Consider the following 18065-nt stretch of genomic DNA (forward strand, 5'->3'; position numbering starts at 1 on the left):
CCTCACCGTCCGCACCGGCACGGTGCACGCCCTGATGGGCGAGAACGGCGCCGGCAAGTCGACGCTGATGAAGATCCTCTACGGCATGCAGAAGCCGGACGAGGGCACCATCGCGATCAACGGCGAGCTGTGCGAGTTCAACACCCCCGGTGACGCCATCGACCGCGGCATCGGCATGGTGCACCAGCACTTCATGCTGGCCGACAACCTCACGGTGCTGGAGAACGTCGTCCTCGGCGGCGAGAAGATCCACGGCATCGGCGCCAAGGCCAAGGCGAAGATCAAGGAGATCTCCGACCAGTACGGTCTGGGCGTGCGCCCCGACGCCCTGGTCGAGGACCTCGGCGTCGCCGACCGCCAGCGCGTCGAGATCCTCAAGGTGCTGTACCGCGGCGCCAAGATCCTGATCCTCGACGAGCCCACGGCCGTCCTCGTCCCGCAGGAGGTCGACGCGCTGTTCGACAACCTGCGCGAGCTCAAGTCCGAGGGCGTCACCGTCATCTTCATCTCGCACAAGCTGCACGAGGTGCTGGCGGTGGCCGACGCGATCAGCGTCATCCGACGCGGCACCACGGTCGGCGACGCCGACCCGAAGGCCGTCACCGCCCGTCAGCTCGCCGAGATGATGGTCGGCGCCGAGCTTCCCTCCCCGGAGAGCCGCGAGTCGACCGTCACCACGACGGAGATGCTCGACGTCAAGGACCTGCGGATCGCCAAGACCGACGCCGAGGGGATCGAGCGCGTCGTCCTGGACGACATCTCGCTGCGCATCCACAAGGGCGAGATCCTCGGCATCGCGGGTGTCGAGGGCAACGGCCAGGCCGAACTGGTCGAGGCCATCATGGGCATGCTGCCGCTGGACGGCGGCACCGTCACCCTGGACGGCAAGGACCTCTCCGGCACCCTCACCCGCGGCCGCCGCGAGGCCGGCATCGGCTACATCCCCGAGGACCGCCACAAGCACGGCCTGCTGCTGGAGGCCCCGCTCTGGGAGAACCGGATCCTCGGTCACGTCACCGAGGCGCCCAACTCCAAGGGCGCGCTGCTCGACCCGGCCGCGGCCCGCACGGACACCTGGCGGATCGTCGAGGAGTTCGACGTCCGCACCCCCGGCATCGAGGTCACCGCTGCCTCGCTGTCCGGCGGCAACCAGCAGAAGCTGATCATCGGCCGCGAGATGAGCCACCAGCCCAAGCTGCTGATCGCGGCCCACCCCACCCGTGGTGTGGACGTCGGCGCGCAGGCCCAGATCTGGGAGCACATCCGCAACGCCCAGCGGGCCGGCCTGGCCGTCCTGCTGATCTCCGCCGACCTGGACGAGCTGATCGGGCTCTCCGACACCATCCGGGTCATCTACCGCGGCCGTCTGGTCGCCGACGCCGACCCGGCCACCGTGACCGCCGAGGACCTGGGCACCGCGATGACCGGTGCCGCCAGCGGCCACATCGAGTCCGAGCCGGAGGCCGTCGAGGAGTTCCACGAGACGCTCGTGGAGGGCACCGAGGCCGAGCGCACCGACCCGTCCGACACCGCCGACGACCCGCAGGCGGGGGAGTAACCACATGACCAGTCCCAACCCCGCCGCCAAGCGCAGCCTGGCGCAGCGGATCAGCGGTGAGCGGATCGTGCTCGCACTGGCGGCGCCGGTGCTCGCGGTCGTGCTCTCCGTCGCGATCTGTTCCGTCCTGCTGGCGACCTCGGGCAAGAACCCGTTCGACGCGTGGAACGTGATGATCACGTACGCCACCAAGTCGGACGGCCAGGTGGCGATTCTCAACCGGTCCACCACGTACTACCTGGCCGCCGCGGCCGCCGCGTTCGGGTTCCGGATGAACCTGTTCAACATCGGCGTCGAGGGCCAGTACAAGGTCGCGGCGCTGTTCGCGGCCTACATCGGCGCCCAGATCGACCTGCCGGCGTTCATCCAGATCCCGCTGCTGCTGGTCACCGCCATGCTGGTCGGCGGTCTGTACGCGAGCATCGCCGGTCTGCTGAAGGTCTACCGCGGCGTCAGCGAGGTCATCGCGACCATCATGCTGAACGCCATCGCGCTCGCGATCGTCGGTCTGCTGCTCGTCCCGGGCGTCTTCGCGCCGAAGGTCAGCGGCACCAGCAACTCGATCCAGACCGAGCCGATCTCGCAGTCCAGCCACTTCTTCGGCATCGAGACGGCCGGCGGCACCCTCTGGGGCTTCCTCTTCATCGCGATCCTGGTCGGTGTGCTCTTCCAGTTCACCCTGACCCGCACCCGGTTCGGCTTCGACCTGCGCGCCACCGGCCGCTCGGAGTCCGCCGCGACCGCCTCCGGCGTGAACGTCAAGAAGATGGTCGTCATCTCGATGTTCGTCTCCGGTGGGATCGCCGGTCTGATCGGCATGCCCGAGCTGCTGCAGAACTCCTTCAACTACGGCCAGAGCTTCCAGCCCGGCCTGGGCTTCCTGGGCATCTCGATCGCGCTGCTCGGCCGGAACAGCCCGGTCGGCATGGCCTTCGCGGCCCTGCTGTTCGCCTTCCTGGACGCCACCGGCGCGCAGCTGCCCCTGCAGGGCGGCTTCCCGTCCGAGATCGTCGCGGTCATGCAGGGCACCATCGTCATCTGCGTGGTCGTCGCGTACGAGCTGGTGCGACGCTACGGCCTGAAGCGCCAGCAGCAGAAGGTCGGCGCCCAGCTCGCCGCCCAGCTCGCGGCCACTGAGAAGAAGGAGGTGTCCGCCGCATGAGCACCGCTACCGCCGCTCGTCCGAAGGCGCCGGGCGCGCCTGCGAAGAAGCGCAAGCTGTCCTGGCCCGTGGTGCTCCTGCTGATCGCGGGTGCCCTGGTGCTGTTCTCCGCCGTGGGCATGGCCACCGGCAACCACTCGCTGACCTCCTCCGGTCAGGTCACCGCCGCGCTCAGCGCCGCCGTGCCGATCGGCATGGCCGGTCTCGGCGGTCTCTGGTCCGAGCGGGCCGGTGTGGTCAACATCGGTCTCGAAGGCATGATGGTCGCCGGCACCTTCTGCGGTGCCTGGGCGGGCTACCTGGTCAATCCGTGGGTCGGTCTGCTGGCCGGCATGCTCGGCGGGGCGCTCGGCGGCCTGCTGCACGCGATCATCACCGTCACCTTCGGCGTGGACCACATCGTGTCCGGTGTCGGCATCAACCTGCTGATCCCCGGCATCTGCGCGTACGTCAACCGGATCTACTACAAGGACTACATCTCGGCCGGTGCCGGGGCGAACCAGTCCCCGCCGGCGGATCCGCTGCCGTACATCACCATCCCGGGGCTGTCCTCGGCCCTGAAGGACATCGAGAACCACCACTGGTTCTTCGTCTCGGACGTCGCGGGCGTGCTGGGCGGCCTGGTCACGAACATCTCGGTGGTCGTGATCCTGGCGGCCGCTCTGATCGTGGCCAGCTACTTCGCGCTCTGGCGCACGGTCTTCGGCCTGCGACTGCGCTCCTGCGGTGAGAACCCGACCGCGGCCGAGTCGCTGGGCGTCAACGTCTACAAGTACAAGTACCTGGCGGTCATCGCCTCCGGCGCCTTCGCGGGCCTCGGCGGCGCGTACCTCTCGCTGGTCTCCGCGCACTTCTACAAGGACGGCCAGACCCTGGGCCGCGGCTTCATCGGCCTCGCGGCGATGATCTTCGGCAACTGGATGCCCGGCGGTCTCGCCATGGGCGCCGGCCTGTTCGGCTTCACCGACAGCCTCCAGCTGCGCGACCCGGAGTCGGTGCACGTGCTGATCCTCGTCGTCGGCGTCGCGATGGTCCTGCTCGCCCTGTGGCAGCTGTACCGGCGCAAGTACACCGCGACGGTGATCTCCTTCGTGATCGCCGGCGGCCTGATCGCCTGGTACTCGCTGACCGACCAGGTGCAGCGCCCGCTGATCGTCGCCACGCCGTACGTGATCACCCTGGTGGTGCTCTCGCTGGCCTCGCAGCGACTGCGGATGCCCAAGGCGGACGGCCAGGTCTACCGCAAGGGCCAGGGCAAGTGACCGCCCCGGACGCCTCCGCGGTCGACTGGGAGGCGCTGCGCCGGGCGGCGCGCGAGGCGATGGGCCACGCGTACGCCCCGTACAGCAGGTTCCCGGTCGGTGCGGCCGCGCTGGTGGACGACGGACGGGTGGTCACCGGCTGCAACGTCGAGAACGCCTCGTACGGGCTCGGGTTGTGCGCCGAGTGCGGGCTGGTGTCCGCGCTGCACGCCACCGGCGGCGGCCGGCTGACCGCGTTCACCTGTGTGGACGGCGCCGGCGAGCTGCTGATGCCGTGCGGGCGCTGCCGGCAGCTGCTGTACGAGCACGGCGGTCCGGAGCTGCTGGTGGACCTCGCCTCCGGCGTGAAGCCGATGAGTGAGGTCCTGCCCGACGCGTTCGGGCCGGAGCGGCTCTAGCATCTGCATTTGTTACGCGCGTAGAGTGTCGCGAGTGGGCCGTAACCCGGTCATTTCGCGGCACTCTTCGCATTTCACGCACCAAGAACCCCACGCTTTAGAAACCGCACTGGGAGCACGCATGGACGCCATCTCCGTCATCAGGACCAAGCGCGACCGCGGAGAGCTGAGCGACGCTCAGATCGACTGGGTCATCGACGCCTACACCCGCGGCGAGGTCGCCGACGAGCAGATGTCCGCCCTGGCCATGGCGATCCTCCTGAACGGCATGCAGCCGCGCGAGATCAGCCGCTGGACCGACGCCATGATCCGCTCCGGCGTCCGGATGGACTTCTCCTCGCTGCCGCTGCCCACCAGCGACAAGCACTCCACCGGCGGCGTCGGCGACAAGATCACCCTGCCGCTCGCCCCGCTGGTCGCCGCCTGCGGCGCCGCCGTCCCGCAGCTCTCCGGCCGCGGCCTCGGCCACACCGGCGGCACCCTGGACAAGCTGGAGTCCATCCCCGGCTGGCGCGCCCTGCTCTCCAACGACGAGATGATGGACGTCCTGCGCGACGCCGGCGCCGTCATCTGCGCGGCCGGTGACGGCCTGGCGCCCGCCGACAAGAAGCTGTACGCGCTGCGCGACGTCACCGGCACCGTCGAGGCGATCCCGCTGATCGCCTCCTCGATCATGTCCAAGAAGATCGCCGAGGGCACCGGCGCGCTGGTCCTGGACGTCAAGGTCGGCTCCGGCGCGTTCATGAAGAACCTGGACGACGCCCGCGAGCTCGCCCGCACCATGGTCGGCCTGGGCACCACGGCCGGGGTCAACACCGTCGCGCTGCTCACCGACATGTCCACCCCGCTCGGGCTCACCGCCGGCAACGCGCTGGAGGTCCGGGAGTCCGTCGAGGTCCTGGCCGGCGGCGGCCCGGCCGACGTCGTCGAGCTGACCCTCGCGCTCGCCCGCGAGATGCTCGCCGCGGCCGGCGTGCACGGCAAGGACCCGGCGGACGCGCTGCGCGACGGCTCCGCGATGGACCACTGGCGCCGCATGATCGCCGCCCAGGGCGGCGACGTGGACGCCCCGCTCCCGGTCGCCCGCGAGCAGCACGTCATCCCCGCGCCCGCCTCCGGCGTGCTCACCGAGCTCGACGCCTACGCCGTCGGCGTCTGCGCCTGGCGCCTGGGCGCCGGCCGCGCCCGCAAGGAGGACCCGGTGCAGGCCGGCGCCGGCGTCGAGATGCACGCCAAGCCGGGCGACACCGTGGTGGCCGGCCAGCCGCTGCTGACTCTGCACACCGACACCCCGGAGCGCTACGACTACGCCATCGAGGCCCTGGCCGGCGGCATCACCGTCGCCCCGGCCGGCACGGAGTTCACCCCGAACCCGATCGTGCTGGACCGCATCGCCTGATGCCCGTCCCCTGCGGACGTACGCTCAGGCGTACGTCCGCAGGACGCTGGTGTCGAGTTTCCACGGGCCGACGGTGACCGTGTCACCGAAGACGAAGTCCTTCCGGTGGGTGTAGCCGGGCCCGTCGTGGACGATGCCGGTGCCCGTCCGGGGATCGACCAGAAGGTACAGCGGAATGCCTGTCGTTCTCAGGGTCGGCCTCGGAGACGACCTCCACCACCAGGAGAATCTCGTGGGGGAGGAAGGCGGGCTCGTCGTCGCCCAACGCCTCCTCGGGGAAGACCATCAGGTCGGGGGTCCGGAGCCGCCCGAGGCCGACGTCCTCCACGTCCGCGCCCCCGTGGGCGATGTAGCCGGGATGCGTCGTGGGCAGTTGGGCGTTGAGCTGCTGCGCGAGGCGGAGGACGGCCAGTTCGTGGCGCTTCACGGGCGACAGCGCCATGACGATCCGACCGTCGGCGATCTCGATCATCCCGATCCCCGGCACCTTCGGCAGCTGATCCGCGATCTCGCGCAGCCGGGCGTACTCGGCTGGATCGGCGCTCATGTTCCGGAGGCTATCGGCGCCCGCCGTCAAGCGTCCGCGAGTGCTCGCCGGCTGGTGTGGGCCCGGTGGGTGGCGTAGAGGGTGACGGCGGCGGCGAGGGTCATGGCGGTGAGGCCGACGGTGGCGGCGCCGGGCCAGCCGGTGGCGTGGTAGGCGTCGGCGCCGAGGGTGCCGCCGAGGCTGTTGCCGAGGTAGTAGGCGATCAGGTAGAGCGCGGAGGCCTGGGCGCGCCCCTCGGTGGCGGTGCGGCCGACCGCGGAGGAGGCGGTGGCGTGGCCGGCGAAGAAGCCGGCGGTGATCAGGACCAGGCCGAGCAGGGCGCAGACCAGGGACTCGGCGAGGGAGAGCAGCAGGCCGGCCGCCGTCACGCCGATGGCGGCGTAGAGGGCGCCGCGGCGGCCGAGCCGGCCGCAGAGGCGTCCGGCCGCGGCGGAGGTGCCGGTGCCGACCAGGTAGACCACGAAGATCGAGGCGGCGACCGACTCCGGCAGGTGGAACGGCGCGCCGATCAGCCGGTAGCCGACGGTGTTGTAGACCGCGCCGAACACGGCCATGAACAGCAGTCCGAGCGCGTACAGCCGCAGCAGCAGCGGGTTGCGCAGGTGCCGTCCGACGGTGCGGGCGAGCGCGCGGGCGTCCACCGGGGCGGGGGTGAAGTGCCGGGCGGCGGGGATCAGCAGCCGGAAGGCGAGGGTGGCGAGCAGCGCGAGGGCGGCGGAGGCGGCGAGGCCCCAGCGCCAGCCGAGGGCGGCGGCGGTCCACCCGGAGACCAGCCGGCCTCCCATGCCGCCGATGCTGTTGCCGGCCACGTACAGGCCCATCGCGGAGGCCAGGGCAGTGGGGTGGACCTCCTCGGCGAGGTAGGCCATCGCGGTGGCGGGGAGCCCGGCGAGGGCGGCGCCCTGGAGGACCCGTAGCGCGACGAGGGTGGTCAGGTCGGGCGAGAAGGGCAGGGCGAGGGCGAGGGCGGAGGCGGCCAGGGTGGAGGCCGTCATCACCGCGGTGCGGCCGTAACGGTCGGAGAGCGCGCTCGCCGGGAGCAGGCCGAGGGCGAGTCCGAGCGTGGCGGCGGAGGCGGTCCAGCTGGCCTGGCCGGGGGTGAGTCCGAGGTCGTCCGAGAGGACCGGCAGCAGGCCCTGGGTGGAGTAGAGCAGGACGAAGGTCGCGATCCCGGCGGCGAACAGGGCGAGGTTGGCGCGGCGGAAGTCGCGCCCGCCGGGGCGGTGGCGGTCGTCCCCGGCGGGGCGGTCGACGGGGGTGGTGGCGTGGGCATCCGGGGCGGGCGCGGATGCCCTGGTACTGGAGGGCTGCATGCCGTCGACCGTAGGCCCGGCCCGGTTGATGCGTCCAATGCATGAAGCAGGGATGATCGATGCAATGGCGTATGAGTCGAGGTGGTGGCGGAATGGCGGTGGCCGAACCGGCGGACGGCGGGGACCAGCGGTACCGGGCGGCGGAGTTGGGAGCGGACGAACCGGCCGTCCTGCTGGCGCCCCGGTTGGCGCAGTTCGCGGCGGTGGCCCGGCTGGAGCACGTGACGCAGGCGGCCGCACTGCTCGGGGTGCCGCAGCCGACGCTGTCGCGCGCGGTGGCCCGGCTGGAGGAGGAGCTGGGCGTCGGCCTGTTGGCCCGTCAGGGCCGTACGGTGCGGCTGACCAGGGCGGGCCGGCTGCTGCTCGCCTCGGTGGAGCGGGCGCTGGCCGAGGTCGAGCGCGGCGCGCGGGCGGCCCGGGCGGAGGCGGACCCGGAGGTGGGGCTGGTCGCCTTCGGCTTCCTGCACACGATGGGGCCGGACGCGGTGCCGGCGCTGCTGCGCGGCTTCCGCGCGGAGCACCCGCGGGTGCGGTTCCAGCTCGTGCAGGACTACGGCGCGGCGATGCTGGAGCGGCTGCGGGCCGGTGAGCTGGACCTCTGCCTGGTCGCGCCGCTGCCGGACGATCCGGCGTACACCGCCCGTCCGCTGGACGAGCAGCGCCTGAACCTGGTCGTCCCGGCGGACCACCGGCTGGCCGGGCGGCGGCGGATCCGGCTGGCGGAGGTGGCCGAGGAGCCCTTCGTCGGACTGGAGCACGGGTACGGGCTGCGCGCGATCACGGACGGGTTCTGCGCGGAGGCCGGGTTCGTCCCCCGGCTGGCGTTCGAGGGCGAGGAGGCGGAGACGCTGCGCGGGCTGGTGGCGGCGGGGCTGGGGGTGGCGCTGCTGCCGCCGGCCCTGGTGCCGCGGCCGGGCGTGGTGGAGCTGGAGGTGACGGCGCCGCGCACCCGGCGGGCGATCGGGCTGGCCTGGATGACGGGGCGGCCGCCGGCCCCGCCGGCGGCGGCGTTCCGGGACTTCGTGCTGTCCCGGCGCGGACGGCTGCTCCAGCACGACTGACCCGCCGTTGCGGAGAGCTGCCGGGGGCTCCGCAAGTGCCGGGGCTTTGGCGGATCGTATGGACCGGTCGGTGGAATTCCGGGCGGAGTTTGGACCATCCGGTGGTGCCCGCGGTGGTGGGTCTACGCGCGTAGGGGCTATATTTCCGCAATGGAAACGCAGATCCCCGTCACCACCGCGGGCACCGGCCCGCGGATCCCCACCGCCGACCAGATCCGCCGCGCGCCGAAGGTCCTGCTGCACGACCACCTCGACGGCGGGCTGCGCCCGGAGACCGTGGTCGAGCTGGCCGCCGCCGTCGGCTACCAGGGGCTCCCCACCACCGACCCCAAGGAGCTCGGCGAGTGGTTCCGTGAGGCCGCCGACTCCGGCTCGCTGGTCCGCTACCTGGAGACCTTCGCGCACACCTGTGCCGTGATGCAGACCCGCGAGGGCCTGGTCAAGGTCGCCGCCGACTGCGCCGAGGACCTGGCCGCCGACGGCGTCGTGTACGCCGAGGTCCGGTACGCCCCCGAGCAGCACCTGGAGGCCGGCCTGACCCTGGACGAGGTCGTCGAGGCCGTCCAGGAGGGCTTCCGCCTCGGCGAGGCCAACGCCCGTGCGGCCGGTCACCGGATCCGCATCGGCACCCTGCTGACCGCGATGCGGCACGCCGCCCGCTCCACCGAGATCGCCGAGCTGGCCAACCGCCACCGCGACCAGGGCGTGGTCGGCTTCGACATCGCGGGCGCCGAGGCCGGCTACCCCCCCACCCGCCACCAGGCCGCCTTCGACTACCTCAAGGGCGAGAACAACCACTTCACCATCCACGCGGGCGAGGCCTTCGGCCTGCCGTCGATCTGGGAGGCCCTGCAGTGCTGCGGCGCCGACCGGCTCGGCCACGGCGTGCGGATCGTGGACGACATCACGGTGGGCGAGGACGGCTCGGTCGAGCTGGGCCGGCTGGCCGCGTACGTGCGCGACAAGCGCGTCCCGCTGGAGATGTGCCCCACCTCCAACATCCAGACCGGCGCGGCCACGTCGTACGCCGAGCACCCGATCGGCCTGCTCAGCCGGCTGAAGTTCCGGGTCACCGTGAACACCGACAACCGGCTGATGAGCGGCACCAGCATGAGCCAGGAGTTCGGCCACGTGGTGGAGGCCTTCGGCTACACGCTGGGCGACCTGGAGTGGTTCACGGTGAACGCGATGAAGTCCGCGTTCCTGCCGTTCGACGAGCGGCTGGCGATGATCAACGACGTGATCAAGCCGGGCTACGCCGAGCTGAAGGCCGAGTGGCTGTTCAGTGCGGGCACCGGGGGCAACTGAGCCGCGGGGGAACACGGTGTCGAAGGTCGGATGAACGGCCTTCTCCGGTAAGGAAGTTGGCGTTCATCCGACTAGTCACTCGGGTGAGTGAACGCCCTTTGGTTCTCACGCGACCGGGTCACTACGGTGTGCCAGTCATTGCCGATCAGACACGGTGGCGGTCGCCCGTTCGCCGCTCCCGTGCACGAGGTCGGCCACCGACGAGGACCCAAGGGGACGAACCATGAAGCAGGCTCTCAAGGCCGCCGGCACCGCGGCGCTCGGCATCGCCATCGCGGCGGTCGGCGCCGGCACCGCCTCCGCCGACGCCGCCCCGGCGCCCGGCGGCCTCGGGCTGCCCACCGGCGCGGTGACGAACCCCGCGGTGACCGGGGCGGTCACCGACACGGCCACCAAGCTGCCCGGCGGCGACAAGGTCACCGGCGCGCTGGGCACCCTCGCCCCGACCGCCGGCCACGCCGCCGCCCCGGTCGCCGACGCGGCGCCGCTCGCCGGCGTCACCCAGCAGCGCGGCGCGGTCCCGAGCGTCCCGGGCCTGGACAAGACCCCGATCGGCGGGCTGACCAACACCCTGCCGCTGCCGGGCCTGACCGGCTGATCCGAGCCCTCGGCGCGACGACGGGCCGCCCGCCCCCGGTGATCCCGGGGACGGGCGGCCCGTCGCTGTTCCCGCCGCCGGCTCACGGCTCCTGGGGGAGGAGCAGCCACAGGGCCAGGTAGATCAGGAACTGCGGACCCGGCAGCAGGCAGGAGAGCAGGAAGATCAGCCGGACGGTCCAGGGGGTCAGTCCGAAGCGGGCGGCGATCCCGGCGCAGACGCCGGCGATGACGCGGTTGTGGCGGGGGCGGGCGAGGCGAGCGCTCATGCCGCCACCTCGCTGCGCTCGGCGCGGGCGTCGGCCCACACGCGCCCCTTGATGATTCGTTCGCTTCGCTCTCGCATGGTCGACTCCTGATCTCTCCGCACGGTGGCGGCCCGGACCGGCCGGTCCGGCGGGGTGTTTCCATACTCCGCCGCCGTCGGCCCGTTATCCTCCGCCCGGCAGGTGATTCCCCACCCCGAAGGCTCACCGGGGAGGCGTACCCGGACGTCGGGGTCGTTCTCGGGGTCGCCCCTGAGGACGGGGTGCCGTCGGGCCCGCCGAGGGGCCGCGCATCCCGACACGAGGGCGTCGGAACGGCTCGATATGATGCCGCAGTCGCTGTTGGTCGGGGGGCGGAACATCGGCGCACATCGCCTGGAAAAGGCCTCTCGCGCAAGCGATTTCACGTTCTGGTGGGTTCTGTCCGCATTCTCCCGTGGGGTTACCTTGCGCACTCGGCACCGCAGATTCCTGGCCGTGGCCGCCGCGGTCACGCTGGCCTCCGGCCTGACCGCGGTCGAGGCCCCGGGCGTCTTCGCCGCCTCGGGGACGGCCACGGCGGCCCAGGACCCCAAGGCGCAGTCCTCGCCGGTCACGGTGGCCTTCGGCGGCCTGCCCGGCACCGTCGGGGCGGGCGGCGCACCGGTGGAGTTCACCGCGACGCTCAGGAACACCGCCGACCACCAGGTGGACCTGCTGCCCTCCACCGTCGTCCTCGGGGACACCGGCACCGGCGCCAAACCCAGCCGGTTCACGCTGGAGTACCAGGCGCCCGGCGGGACGCAGTGGCAGGACGCCAAGGTGACCGCCACCGTCGCCGGCGGCCTCTGGCAGCTCGACCCGCCCGCCGTGCCGCACGTCGCGGCCGGTGCCGAGGCGGTCTACCGGCTGCGCCTCACCGTCGCCGCCGACACCCCGGGCGGCCGGGTCACGCCGGGCTTCAACGCCATCGTCTCGGACCCCACCCTGCCGCCGGAGCAGCGGATCTCCTCCGCGCTGAGCGGCTTCCCGGACCTGCTCGTCACCCCGGCGGTCACGCCGACGGCGGTCGCGCCCACGCCCGCCGCCACGGCCGAGGCCAGGCTCGACGGGGTGCCCGCCGCCTTCACGGCGGGCGGCGGACCGAAGCCGTTCACGCTGGTCTTCACCAACACCAGCGGCAAGGACCTCCGCGTCCTGCCCGCGATCGTGTTCCTGGGGGCGGCCGAACTCCCCTCCGAGGTGGTCCGGTTCGAGTTCCGGAAGCCCGACGGGAGCTGGCTGGGGGGCACCCCCGGCGGCGACTCCGAGCACCCGGGCCGGCTGTGCTTCGGGCTGCGGACCGGTGACAGCAGCACCGAGGTGATCGCCCTGCCGAAGGGGGAGACCCGCAGGGTCGACGTCCGGCTGGCCTTCACCGCGGACGCCCCGGCCGTCGCCCAGTCGCTGGCGGCCCTGGCGGGCAGCCTGCCCGGCGAGGGGGAGCGCGGGAGCGAGGCGTCCAGCCCGGAGGCCGACTTCACGATCGCGGCCGCGGCGGTCCCCACCGCCGCCACCCCGGCTCCCGCTGCCCCGACCGCCCCGGCGCCGGCCGAGGCCCCGCCGTCCACCGCTCCGGTCGTCCCGGTCGCCGGGCCCACCGGTGCGGCGCCGAGCCCCGCCGCGGAGCGCTCCAAGGCCGTCACCGTCCCGGCCCCGGCCCCGGACACCCGCCTGGCCTCCACCGGCGACGGCGCCCCAGCGGAGCCGATGGCGATCACCGGGGCGGTCGCGATCGCCCTCGGCCTCGGCACGCTGGTCGTGGCGCGCCGACGCAAGGGCGGGTAGGGCCGGGACGCGCGGAAGGCCCGTCCGCCACCTCCTGGGTGACGGACGGGCCTTCCTGCGTTCGTGCGGGGCGCGGCCCGATCAGCCGGCCGGCTGCTGCGGCGGCTGCGGCTGGGCGTACGGGTTGTCCGCCACCGGCTGCGGCGGGACACCCGGCTGGTAGGGCGAGGCGGCCGGCGGGACGGGGGCACCGGCCTGCGGCGGCACGGGCGCGCCCGGCTGCGGGGCGTTCGGGTTGTACGGCGCCTGCGGGGCGTTCGGGTTGTACGGCGCCTGCGGGGCGTTGGGGTTGAACGCGGCGGCCTGCGCGGCGGCCTGCTGCTTGGCGTTGCCGCGCTCGACGATCGCCTTCACCGAGTACACGATCATCGCGACCGGCAGGATGAACACCTTGAAGAAGATGTAGTACGTGCCGCCCTCGAAGACGAACACGAGGTAGTAGGCGTACCCCAGGAAACCGAGGCCGATGAGGACGTTGAGGACTCGCAGACCGGCCTTCAGCCCGCCGGCGACGGCGCCGAGGCCCACCATGAGGACGCCGCTGACGGCGAGCAGGACGGCGTACCAGGAGAACAGCGGTTCGGCGCTGAAGTCGAGATTGTTCAAGGGGGGTTTCCTGTGGGAGGGAAGTACGAACGGCACAGCCGTTCGGGGACGAGAGCGCACAGTACTGGAGACGGCCGACATTCGTCGCCGCCTTTACGTCACGGTGTCGTTGCGCTCCGCCGGAACGGCGATTGACGCGGCGGGAAATGACTGGATATGAGGCTCTGCGCGTCTTTTGGCCCTGCGGCTCAGCGGCCGGGCGGCGTCGGTTCGGCGTAGGCGCGCGGGCGGCCGACGGGCGCGACGGCCGCGACCCGGGTGACGGCGGCCACCGGCGGGACGGCCGGCACGGACACCCGGGGGGCCCGCGGCCGGCGTTCCCGCAGCAGGTGCCGCAGGCCGGGGACCAGCGCGAGGTGGACGGCGGCCACGCCGATCACGGCGAACAGGATGTGGTCCACGTCGAGGACGTGCCCGGGCGTCCAGGAGGAGAGGAACTCCAGCCCGGTCGCCAGCAGCGCCGAGACGCCGGTGGTGCGCAGGAAGGAGGGCAGCCAGGGGGCCCGGAGCCGACCGCCGGCCAGCGGCAGCAGCACGCCGAGCGGGGCCAGCAGCAGGAGCTCGCCGACCACCTGCCAGGCGGTGGCGGAGCGGAGCGAGGCCAGCGGTGTCAGGTTGGCGTCGTACACCCAGGCGACCGGCAGCGGTCTCAGCACCAGCCAGAGCACCAGCGCCAGGTGGCAGGCCAGGCCCGCCAGTCCGGTCAGCCGGAGGGAACGGTGGACGGCCGTCGCCGGCCCGGTCTCGGTCCCCGTGCCGGAACGCTCGTCGCGTGTCCCGGTGCCATGTCGCTGCACGGGGGGAAGGACGTGAGCCGGTGGCACGGCGGTTCCACGCCGGGCGTGAACATTCCCCGCCGCGCCCCCGCCGCCCACCGCTCCTCGTCCGCGGGGGCCGTCACTTGCACGGGGCCGCGGTCGGCACCGCGCCGAACACGTTGTCCGGCGGCGGGCTGCCCGGGGTCACCGGGGTGGGCGAGGGGCTCGGGCTCGCGGCGCCCTTGGCCGGGCCGCGGCTCGGTGTCGCGACCGGTCCGGGGCCGGTCGGGGTGGTCAGCGCGGTCGGTACGCGCGGGGTGGTCGGGCAGGCCGTCCGGCTGGCCGGGGCACCGGCGTCGACCGGTACGGCGGTCGGCCGGATGCCGCAGCCGGAGGCCAGCGCGAGCAGGAACACCACGCCGGCGGCGCGGCGCAGGGCGGTACGGGTGGGGGCGGTCACGTGGCGTCCTTGTCGTCCTCGGCGGCGTCGCGGCCGGGGCCGCCCTCGCCCGCGGACGGCGGAGGCGGCGGGGCCAGCGGCAGTGTCAGGGTGAACACCGCGCCGACCTCCCCGTTGGCCGCCGTGATCGTCCCCCCGTGTATCCGGGCGTTGGCCATCGCGATCGACAGGCCCAGTCCGCTGCCCTCCGAGCGGGCCCGCCCCCGGTCCGCCTTGTAGAACCGGTCGAAGACGTGCGGCAGCACGTCCTCGGGGATGCCCGGGCCGCTGTCGGAGACCTCGACCACGACCGACTCCCCGGCCTGCCGGACCTTGACCCGCACCGGCGAGCCGCCGTGCTTGAGGGCGTTGCCGATCAGGTTGGCGAAGACCACGTCGAGCCGGCGCGGGTCGACCACGGCCAGGATGCCGCGCGGGGCGTCGACCTCGACGGCGTCGTACCAGGCCCGGCCGTCGATGCAGGACATGATCAGGTCGGCGATGTCCACCTCGTCGGCGACCAGCTTGGCGGTGCCGGCGTCGAAGCGGGTCACCTCCATGAGGTTCTCCACCAGGTCGGACAGCCGCCGGGTCTCGCTGACCACGAGCCGTACGGCCGGCTCGATCATCGGGTCCAGCGACTCGGCCTCGTCCTCCAGGATGTCGGTGACCGCCGTCATCGCGGTCAGCGGGGTGCGCAGCTCGTGCGACATGTCGGCGACGAACCGCCGGCTCTGCGCCTCGCGTGCGCTCAGCTCCTCGACCTGCTCGTGCAGCGACTCCGCGGCGCGGTTGAACGTCCGGGCCAGATCGGCGAGTTCGTCCGATCCCTCGACTTCGAGCCGGGTGTCCAGGTGCCCCTGGCCGAGCCGCCGGGCGGCGTCGCCGAGCCGCTTGACCGGCCGCAGCACGGTGGCCGAGGCGGCCTGGGCGAGCAGCGCCGAGCCGATCAGCGCGAGCAGCGTGGCGATGGCCAGCGACCAGCCCAGCGTGTTGAGGTCGGCCCGCTCGGTCTCCAGCGACTTGAACATGTACGCCGTCGGGCCGTTCGGCACCACCTTGGTGCCGCCGATCACGAACGGCCGGCCCTCCAGGTTCTGGCGCTGCCAGTACAGGTGGTACGGGTACGGGTTGCTCTCGGAGACCTCGCGCGGCTTGGCGACCGTGGACTGCAGCGCGGCCGGTACGTCGGCCAACGTGAAGTGCGTGGGGTCGGAGGAGGTCGCCGGGCACTCCGGGCGCGCCGGGTCGACCACCACCACGTCGTAGTTCAGCCCGGAGCTGGCCACGTTGGACGCCAGCGCGGCCAGCTCGGGGCAGCCGGCGTCCAGCGGCAGCGCGGAGACGTTGCGGCCGAGCGAGACCCGGAAGTCGTTCAGCGCCGTGTTCTGGGCGCGTTTGAGCACCGCGTCGCGGTTCAGCCAGTACGCGATGCCGGAGGCCGAGACGGCGGCGAGCAGCGCCACCGCCGCGAACACCGCGATCAGCCGCACCCGCAGCGAGCGCAGCCGGCGCCACCAGTCCGCCGGGAAGCGCAGCGCGGTCTTCTGATGATCGGTCACAGGAGCCTGTCGTGGTACGGGAGTTCGGGATTCGGAGCGTCCGGGGGCGGCGGGGTCAGGCCGGTGGGTCCAGCCGGTAGCCCACCCCGCGCACGGTGCGGATCAGCGTCGGCGCGGACGGCACGTCCTCGACCTTGGCCCGCAGCCGCTGGACGCAGGCGTCCACCAGGCGCGAGTCGCCGAGGTAGTCGTGCTCCCAGACCAGCCGCAGCAGCTGCTGGCGGGAGAGCGCCTGCCCGGGGCGGCGGCTGAGTTCCAGCAGGAGCCGCAGCTCGGTCGGGGTGAGTTGGAGGTCCTGACCGTCCTTGGTGACGGTCATCGCCGCCCGGTCGATGACCACGCTGCCGTACGCCGAGGAGTCCGAGCTCTCCCGCTCGCCGCGCCGCAGCACCGCACGGATCCGGGCGTCCAGCACGCGCGGCTGCACCGGCTTCACCACGTAGTCGTCCGCTCCGGACTCCAGGCCCACCACCACGTCGATGTCGTCCGAGCGGGCGGTCAGCAGGATGATCGGCAGCTGGTCGGTGCGGCGGATCCGCCGGCACACCTCGAAGCCGTCGATCCCGGGCAGCATCACGTCGAGCACGATCAGGTCGGGCCGCTGCTCCTTGAAGAGCCTCAGACCGTCCTCGCCGGACGCGGCGGTGGCCACGCGGTGGCCCTGGCGGGTGAGAGCGAGTTCGAGGCCGGTCCGGATGGCGTCGTCGTCCTCGATCAGTAGGAGGAAAGGCACGGCCCCATTTTGGCCCACCCGCAGCCCCGAATCACCCCCCGGACCGATCACCGCCCGCACGGGAACCGGAAGGAGAGCCCCCGGCGTCCGGAACGGAGGAAGGCGGACCGGGACGAAAGGCCCCCGCCTGTGACACCCCTGTGACAGTCGGCGGACAGCGCCATCACAACCGGCGGGCAGGATTTTCCATGTCGCCGCAGGACAGCGGGCCGCAAGGCCGGCTGGAGGGCGGCTACCGGAACCGCTCGAACCGCAACAAGGGGGCGCACGATGAACGCCATGCTTCAGACCCGGACCAACCCGGCTGTCCGCACCGCGCGTTCGTCAGCCACCGCCCACCGCACCCGGTACGAGATCAGGACCGACGAGAACTCCGGTGCCGTGACCGTACGGGGGTGCGCGCACAGCACCGGTGGAAACCCTGCCGCACGCCGGGTGAGCGGCGGCGGCAGGACGGGGGAGCTGTACGGGATCGGCCGGCTGGGGAGTTCGGTCGACTCCGCCAACACCCTCACGCTGCGGGGGATCCTCCCCGTCCGCGTCGAGGGCACGGACACCCCGGGGGGGAACCGGGGTACCGGGGGGAACGGTCTGCGCACGGTCGGTTCGGGGGAACCGTCCGGTCGCGAGGCCGCCGGTGCGACGCTGCTGCGGCTGAACCCCGCCGCGGCCCGCACCGCCGAGGCCGGACAGGGAGGCGCGCAGGGGGAGCACTCGGCCGCCGCGGAGGACCACATCACGGAGTTCACCGCGTACGTGCGCGAGCGCCGCGCCTCCCTGTACGCCACGGCCTACCACCTCACCGGCGACCGCTACGAGGCCGAGGACCTGCTGCAGAGCGCGCTCTTCAGCACCTACCGGGCCTGGGGCCGGATCACCGACAAGGCCGCGGTCGGGGGCTACCTCCGCCGCACCATGACCAACCTGCACATCTCCGCCTGGCGGCGCCGCAAGGTCAACGAGTACCCGACCGAGGAGCTGCCGGAGACGGCCGGCGACACCGACGCGATGGGCGGCACCGAGCTGCGCACCGTGCTCTGGCAGGCGCTGGCGAAGCTGCCGGAGAACCAGCGGACCATGCTGGTGCTGCGGTACTACGAGGGCAAGACCGACCCGGAGATCGCCGACGTGCTGGGGATCAGCGTCGGCACGGTCAAGAGCAGCATCTGGCGCGCCCTGCGCCGGCTGCGCGACGACGAGCACCTGAACAAGTCGGGCGACACCGTCCGGGCGTTCGGCGAGCTGGTCGCGTAGCGCGGCCGTCCGCACGGCGCGGCGAAGGACTCCCGT

The 18065-nt window shown here is 72.8% G+C and carries 18 protein-coding genes; 10 read left to right on the top strand and 8 right to left on the bottom strand.

The window, feature by feature from the left end; translation table 11 throughout:
• Positions 1–34 precede the first annotated feature (34 nt).
• From ACZ6Y7_RS04950 to ACZ6Y7_RS04970, 5 genes are all read left to right on the top strand, one after another.
• Complete coding sequence (locus tag ACZ6Y7_RS04950) at positions 35–1558, top strand: ABC transporter ATP-binding protein (RefSeq protein ID WP_465756477.1); 1524 nt, start codon at positions 35–37, stop codon at positions 1556–1558.
• A gap of 4 nt (positions 1559–1562) precedes the next feature.
• A complete protein-coding gene (locus ACZ6Y7_RS04955; protein WP_465756397.1) occupies positions 1563–2720 on the top strand; it encodes an ABC transporter permease in 1158 nt (385 codons plus the stop codon).
• Positions 2717–3982 (top strand): ABC transporter permease, encoded by a 1266-nt coding sequence (locus ACZ6Y7_RS04960; RefSeq protein WP_465756398.1) that lies wholly within the window; start codon positions 2717–2719, stop codon positions 3980–3982. Before ACZ6Y7_RS04955 ends, ACZ6Y7_RS04960 begins: the two co-directional genes overlap by 4 nt.
• Positions 3979–4380, top strand: a complete 402-nt coding sequence (locus ACZ6Y7_RS04965) for a cytidine deaminase (RefSeq protein WP_465756399.1) — start codon at positions 3979–3981, stop codon at positions 4378–4380. Before ACZ6Y7_RS04960 ends, ACZ6Y7_RS04965 begins: the two co-directional genes overlap by 4 nt.
• A 121-nt stretch (positions 4381–4501) precedes the next feature.
• Positions 4502–5779 (top strand): thymidine phosphorylase, encoded by a 1278-nt coding sequence (locus tag ACZ6Y7_RS04970; RefSeq protein ID WP_465756400.1) that lies wholly within the window; start codon positions 4502–4504, stop codon positions 5777–5779.
• Between the two features lie 82 nt (positions 5780–5861).
• Here the strand turns inward: ACZ6Y7_RS04970 and ACZ6Y7_RS04975 are convergent, their stop codons facing one another.
• Together ACZ6Y7_RS04975 and ACZ6Y7_RS04980 are read right to left on the bottom strand one after the other, a co-directional pair.
• On the bottom strand, positions 5862–6326 hold the full coding sequence (locus ACZ6Y7_RS04975; protein WP_465756401.1) for a Uma2 family endonuclease: 465 nt from the start codon (positions 6324–6326) through the stop codon (positions 5862–5864).
• A gap of 26 nt (positions 6327–6352) precedes the next feature.
• Positions 6353–7639 carry an MFS transporter gene (locus ACZ6Y7_RS04980; protein WP_465756402.1) on the bottom strand — a complete coding sequence of 429 codons (1287 nt, stop codon included), beginning with the start codon at positions 7637–7639 and terminating at the stop codon, positions 6353–6355.
• A gap of 92 nt (positions 7640–7731) precedes the next feature.
• Between ACZ6Y7_RS04980 and ACZ6Y7_RS04985 the strand changes: the two genes are divergently transcribed.
• From ACZ6Y7_RS04985 to ACZ6Y7_RS04995, 3 genes are all read left to right on the top strand, one after another.
• Entirely contained in the window at positions 7732–8700 is a 969-nt protein-coding gene (locus ACZ6Y7_RS04985) for a LysR family transcriptional regulator (RefSeq protein ID WP_465756403.1), read from the top strand.
• Positions 8701–8850: 150 nt separating this feature from the next.
• The gene (locus ACZ6Y7_RS04990) at positions 8851–10008 is read left to right on the top strand and encodes an adenosine deaminase (protein WP_465756404.1); all 1158 of its coding nucleotides are present in this window, start codon (positions 8851–8853) and stop codon (positions 10006–10008) included.
• A gap of 223 nt (positions 10009–10231) precedes the next feature.
• Complete coding sequence (locus tag ACZ6Y7_RS04995) at positions 10232–10606, top strand: hypothetical protein (protein WP_465756405.1); 375 nt, start codon at positions 10232–10234, stop codon at positions 10604–10606.
• An 82-nt stretch (positions 10607–10688) separates the two neighbouring features.
• Here ACZ6Y7_RS04995 and ACZ6Y7_RS05000 read toward each other — a convergent pair whose 3' ends face one another.
• On the bottom strand, positions 10689–10874 hold the full coding sequence (locus tag ACZ6Y7_RS05000; RefSeq protein ID WP_402222406.1) for a PspC domain-containing protein: 186 nt from the start codon (positions 10872–10874) through the stop codon (positions 10689–10691).
• Positions 10875–11348: 474 nt separating this feature from the next.
• Here ACZ6Y7_RS05000 and ACZ6Y7_RS05005 point away from each other — a divergent pair, with 474 nt between their 5' ends.
• On the top strand, positions 11349–12677 hold the full coding sequence (locus tag ACZ6Y7_RS05005; protein WP_465756406.1) for a hypothetical protein: 1329 nt from the start codon (positions 11349–11351) through the stop codon (positions 12675–12677).
• Between the two features lie 81 nt (positions 12678–12758).
• Here ACZ6Y7_RS05005 and ACZ6Y7_RS05010 read toward each other — a convergent pair whose 3' ends face one another.
• The 5 genes from ACZ6Y7_RS05010 to ACZ6Y7_RS05030 all read right to left on the bottom strand — a co-directional run bounded on the left by ACZ6Y7_RS05010 (position 12759) and on the right by ACZ6Y7_RS05030 (position 16775).
• Entirely contained in the window at positions 12759–13283 is a 525-nt protein-coding gene (locus ACZ6Y7_RS05010) for a hypothetical protein (protein ID WP_465756407.1), read from the bottom strand.
• 188 nt (positions 13284–13471) lie between these two features.
• A complete protein-coding gene (locus ACZ6Y7_RS05015) occupies positions 13472–14080 on the bottom strand; it encodes a VanZ family protein (protein ID WP_465756408.1) in 609 nt (202 codons plus the stop codon).
• Positions 14081–14180: 100 nt separating this feature from the next.
• Positions 14181–14501, bottom strand: a complete 321-nt coding sequence (locus tag ACZ6Y7_RS05020; protein WP_465756409.1) for a hypothetical protein — start codon at positions 14499–14501, stop codon at positions 14181–14183.
• On the bottom strand, positions 14498–16042 hold the full coding sequence (locus tag ACZ6Y7_RS05025; protein WP_465756410.1) for an ATP-binding protein: 1545 nt from the start codon (positions 16040–16042) through the stop codon (positions 14498–14500). Before ACZ6Y7_RS05025 ends, ACZ6Y7_RS05020 begins: the two co-directional genes overlap by 4 nt.
• Before the next feature lie 55 nt (positions 16043–16097).
• Positions 16098–16775 (bottom strand): response regulator transcription factor, encoded by a 678-nt coding sequence (locus tag ACZ6Y7_RS05030; RefSeq protein ID WP_030257458.1) that lies wholly within the window; start codon positions 16773–16775, stop codon positions 16098–16100.
• A 354-nt stretch (positions 16776–17129) separates the two neighbouring features.
• Here ACZ6Y7_RS05030 and ACZ6Y7_RS05035 point away from each other — a divergent pair, with 354 nt between their 5' ends.
• Complete coding sequence (locus ACZ6Y7_RS05035; RefSeq protein WP_465756478.1) at positions 17130–18029, top strand: SigE family RNA polymerase sigma factor; 900 nt, start codon at positions 17130–17132, stop codon at positions 18027–18029.
• Positions 18030–18065 lie beyond the last annotated feature (36 nt).

The sequence above is a fragment of the Kitasatospora sp. NPDC053308 genome (assembly GCF_055585785.1).

What these genes read in the sequence shown, in the direction of transcription:
- ACZ6Y7_RS04990 (WP_465756404.1), top strand. Translation starts at nt 8,851, where the DNA reads ATGGAAACGCAGATCCCCGTCACCACCGCGGGCACCGGCCCGCGGATC.
- ACZ6Y7_RS04975 (WP_465756401.1), bottom strand. Translation starts at nt 6,326, where the DNA reads ATGAGCGCCGATCCAGCCGAGTACGCCCGGCTGCGCGAGATCGCGGAT.
- ACZ6Y7_RS04980 (WP_465756402.1), bottom strand. Translation starts at nt 7,639, where the DNA reads ATGCAGCCCTCCAGTACCAGGGCATCCGCGCCCGCCCCGGATGCCCAC.
- ACZ6Y7_RS04970 (WP_465756400.1), top strand. Translation starts at nt 4,502, where the DNA reads ATGGACGCCATCTCCGTCATCAGGACCAAGCGCGACCGCGGAGAGCTG.
- ACZ6Y7_RS04950 (WP_465756477.1), top strand. Translation starts at nt 35, where the DNA reads ATGGGCGAGAACGGCGCCGGCAAGTCGACGCTGATGAAGATCCTCTAC.
- ACZ6Y7_RS04995 (WP_465756405.1), top strand. Translation starts at nt 10,232, where the DNA reads ATGAAGCAGGCTCTCAAGGCCGCCGGCACCGCGGCGCTCGGCATCGCC.
- ACZ6Y7_RS05000 (WP_402222406.1), bottom strand. Translation starts at nt 10,874, where the DNA reads ATGAGCGCTCGCCTCGCCCGCCCCCGCCACAACCGCGTCATCGCCGGC.
- ACZ6Y7_RS04985 (WP_465756403.1), top strand. Translation starts at nt 7,732, where the DNA reads ATGGCGGTGGCCGAACCGGCGGACGGCGGGGACCAGCGGTACCGGGCG.
- ACZ6Y7_RS04955 (WP_465756397.1), top strand. Translation starts at nt 1,563, where the DNA reads ATGACCAGTCCCAACCCCGCCGCCAAGCGCAGCCTGGCGCAGCGGATC.
- ACZ6Y7_RS04960 (WP_465756398.1), top strand. Translation starts at nt 2,717, where the DNA reads ATGAGCACCGCTACCGCCGCTCGTCCGAAGGCGCCGGGCGCGCCTGCG.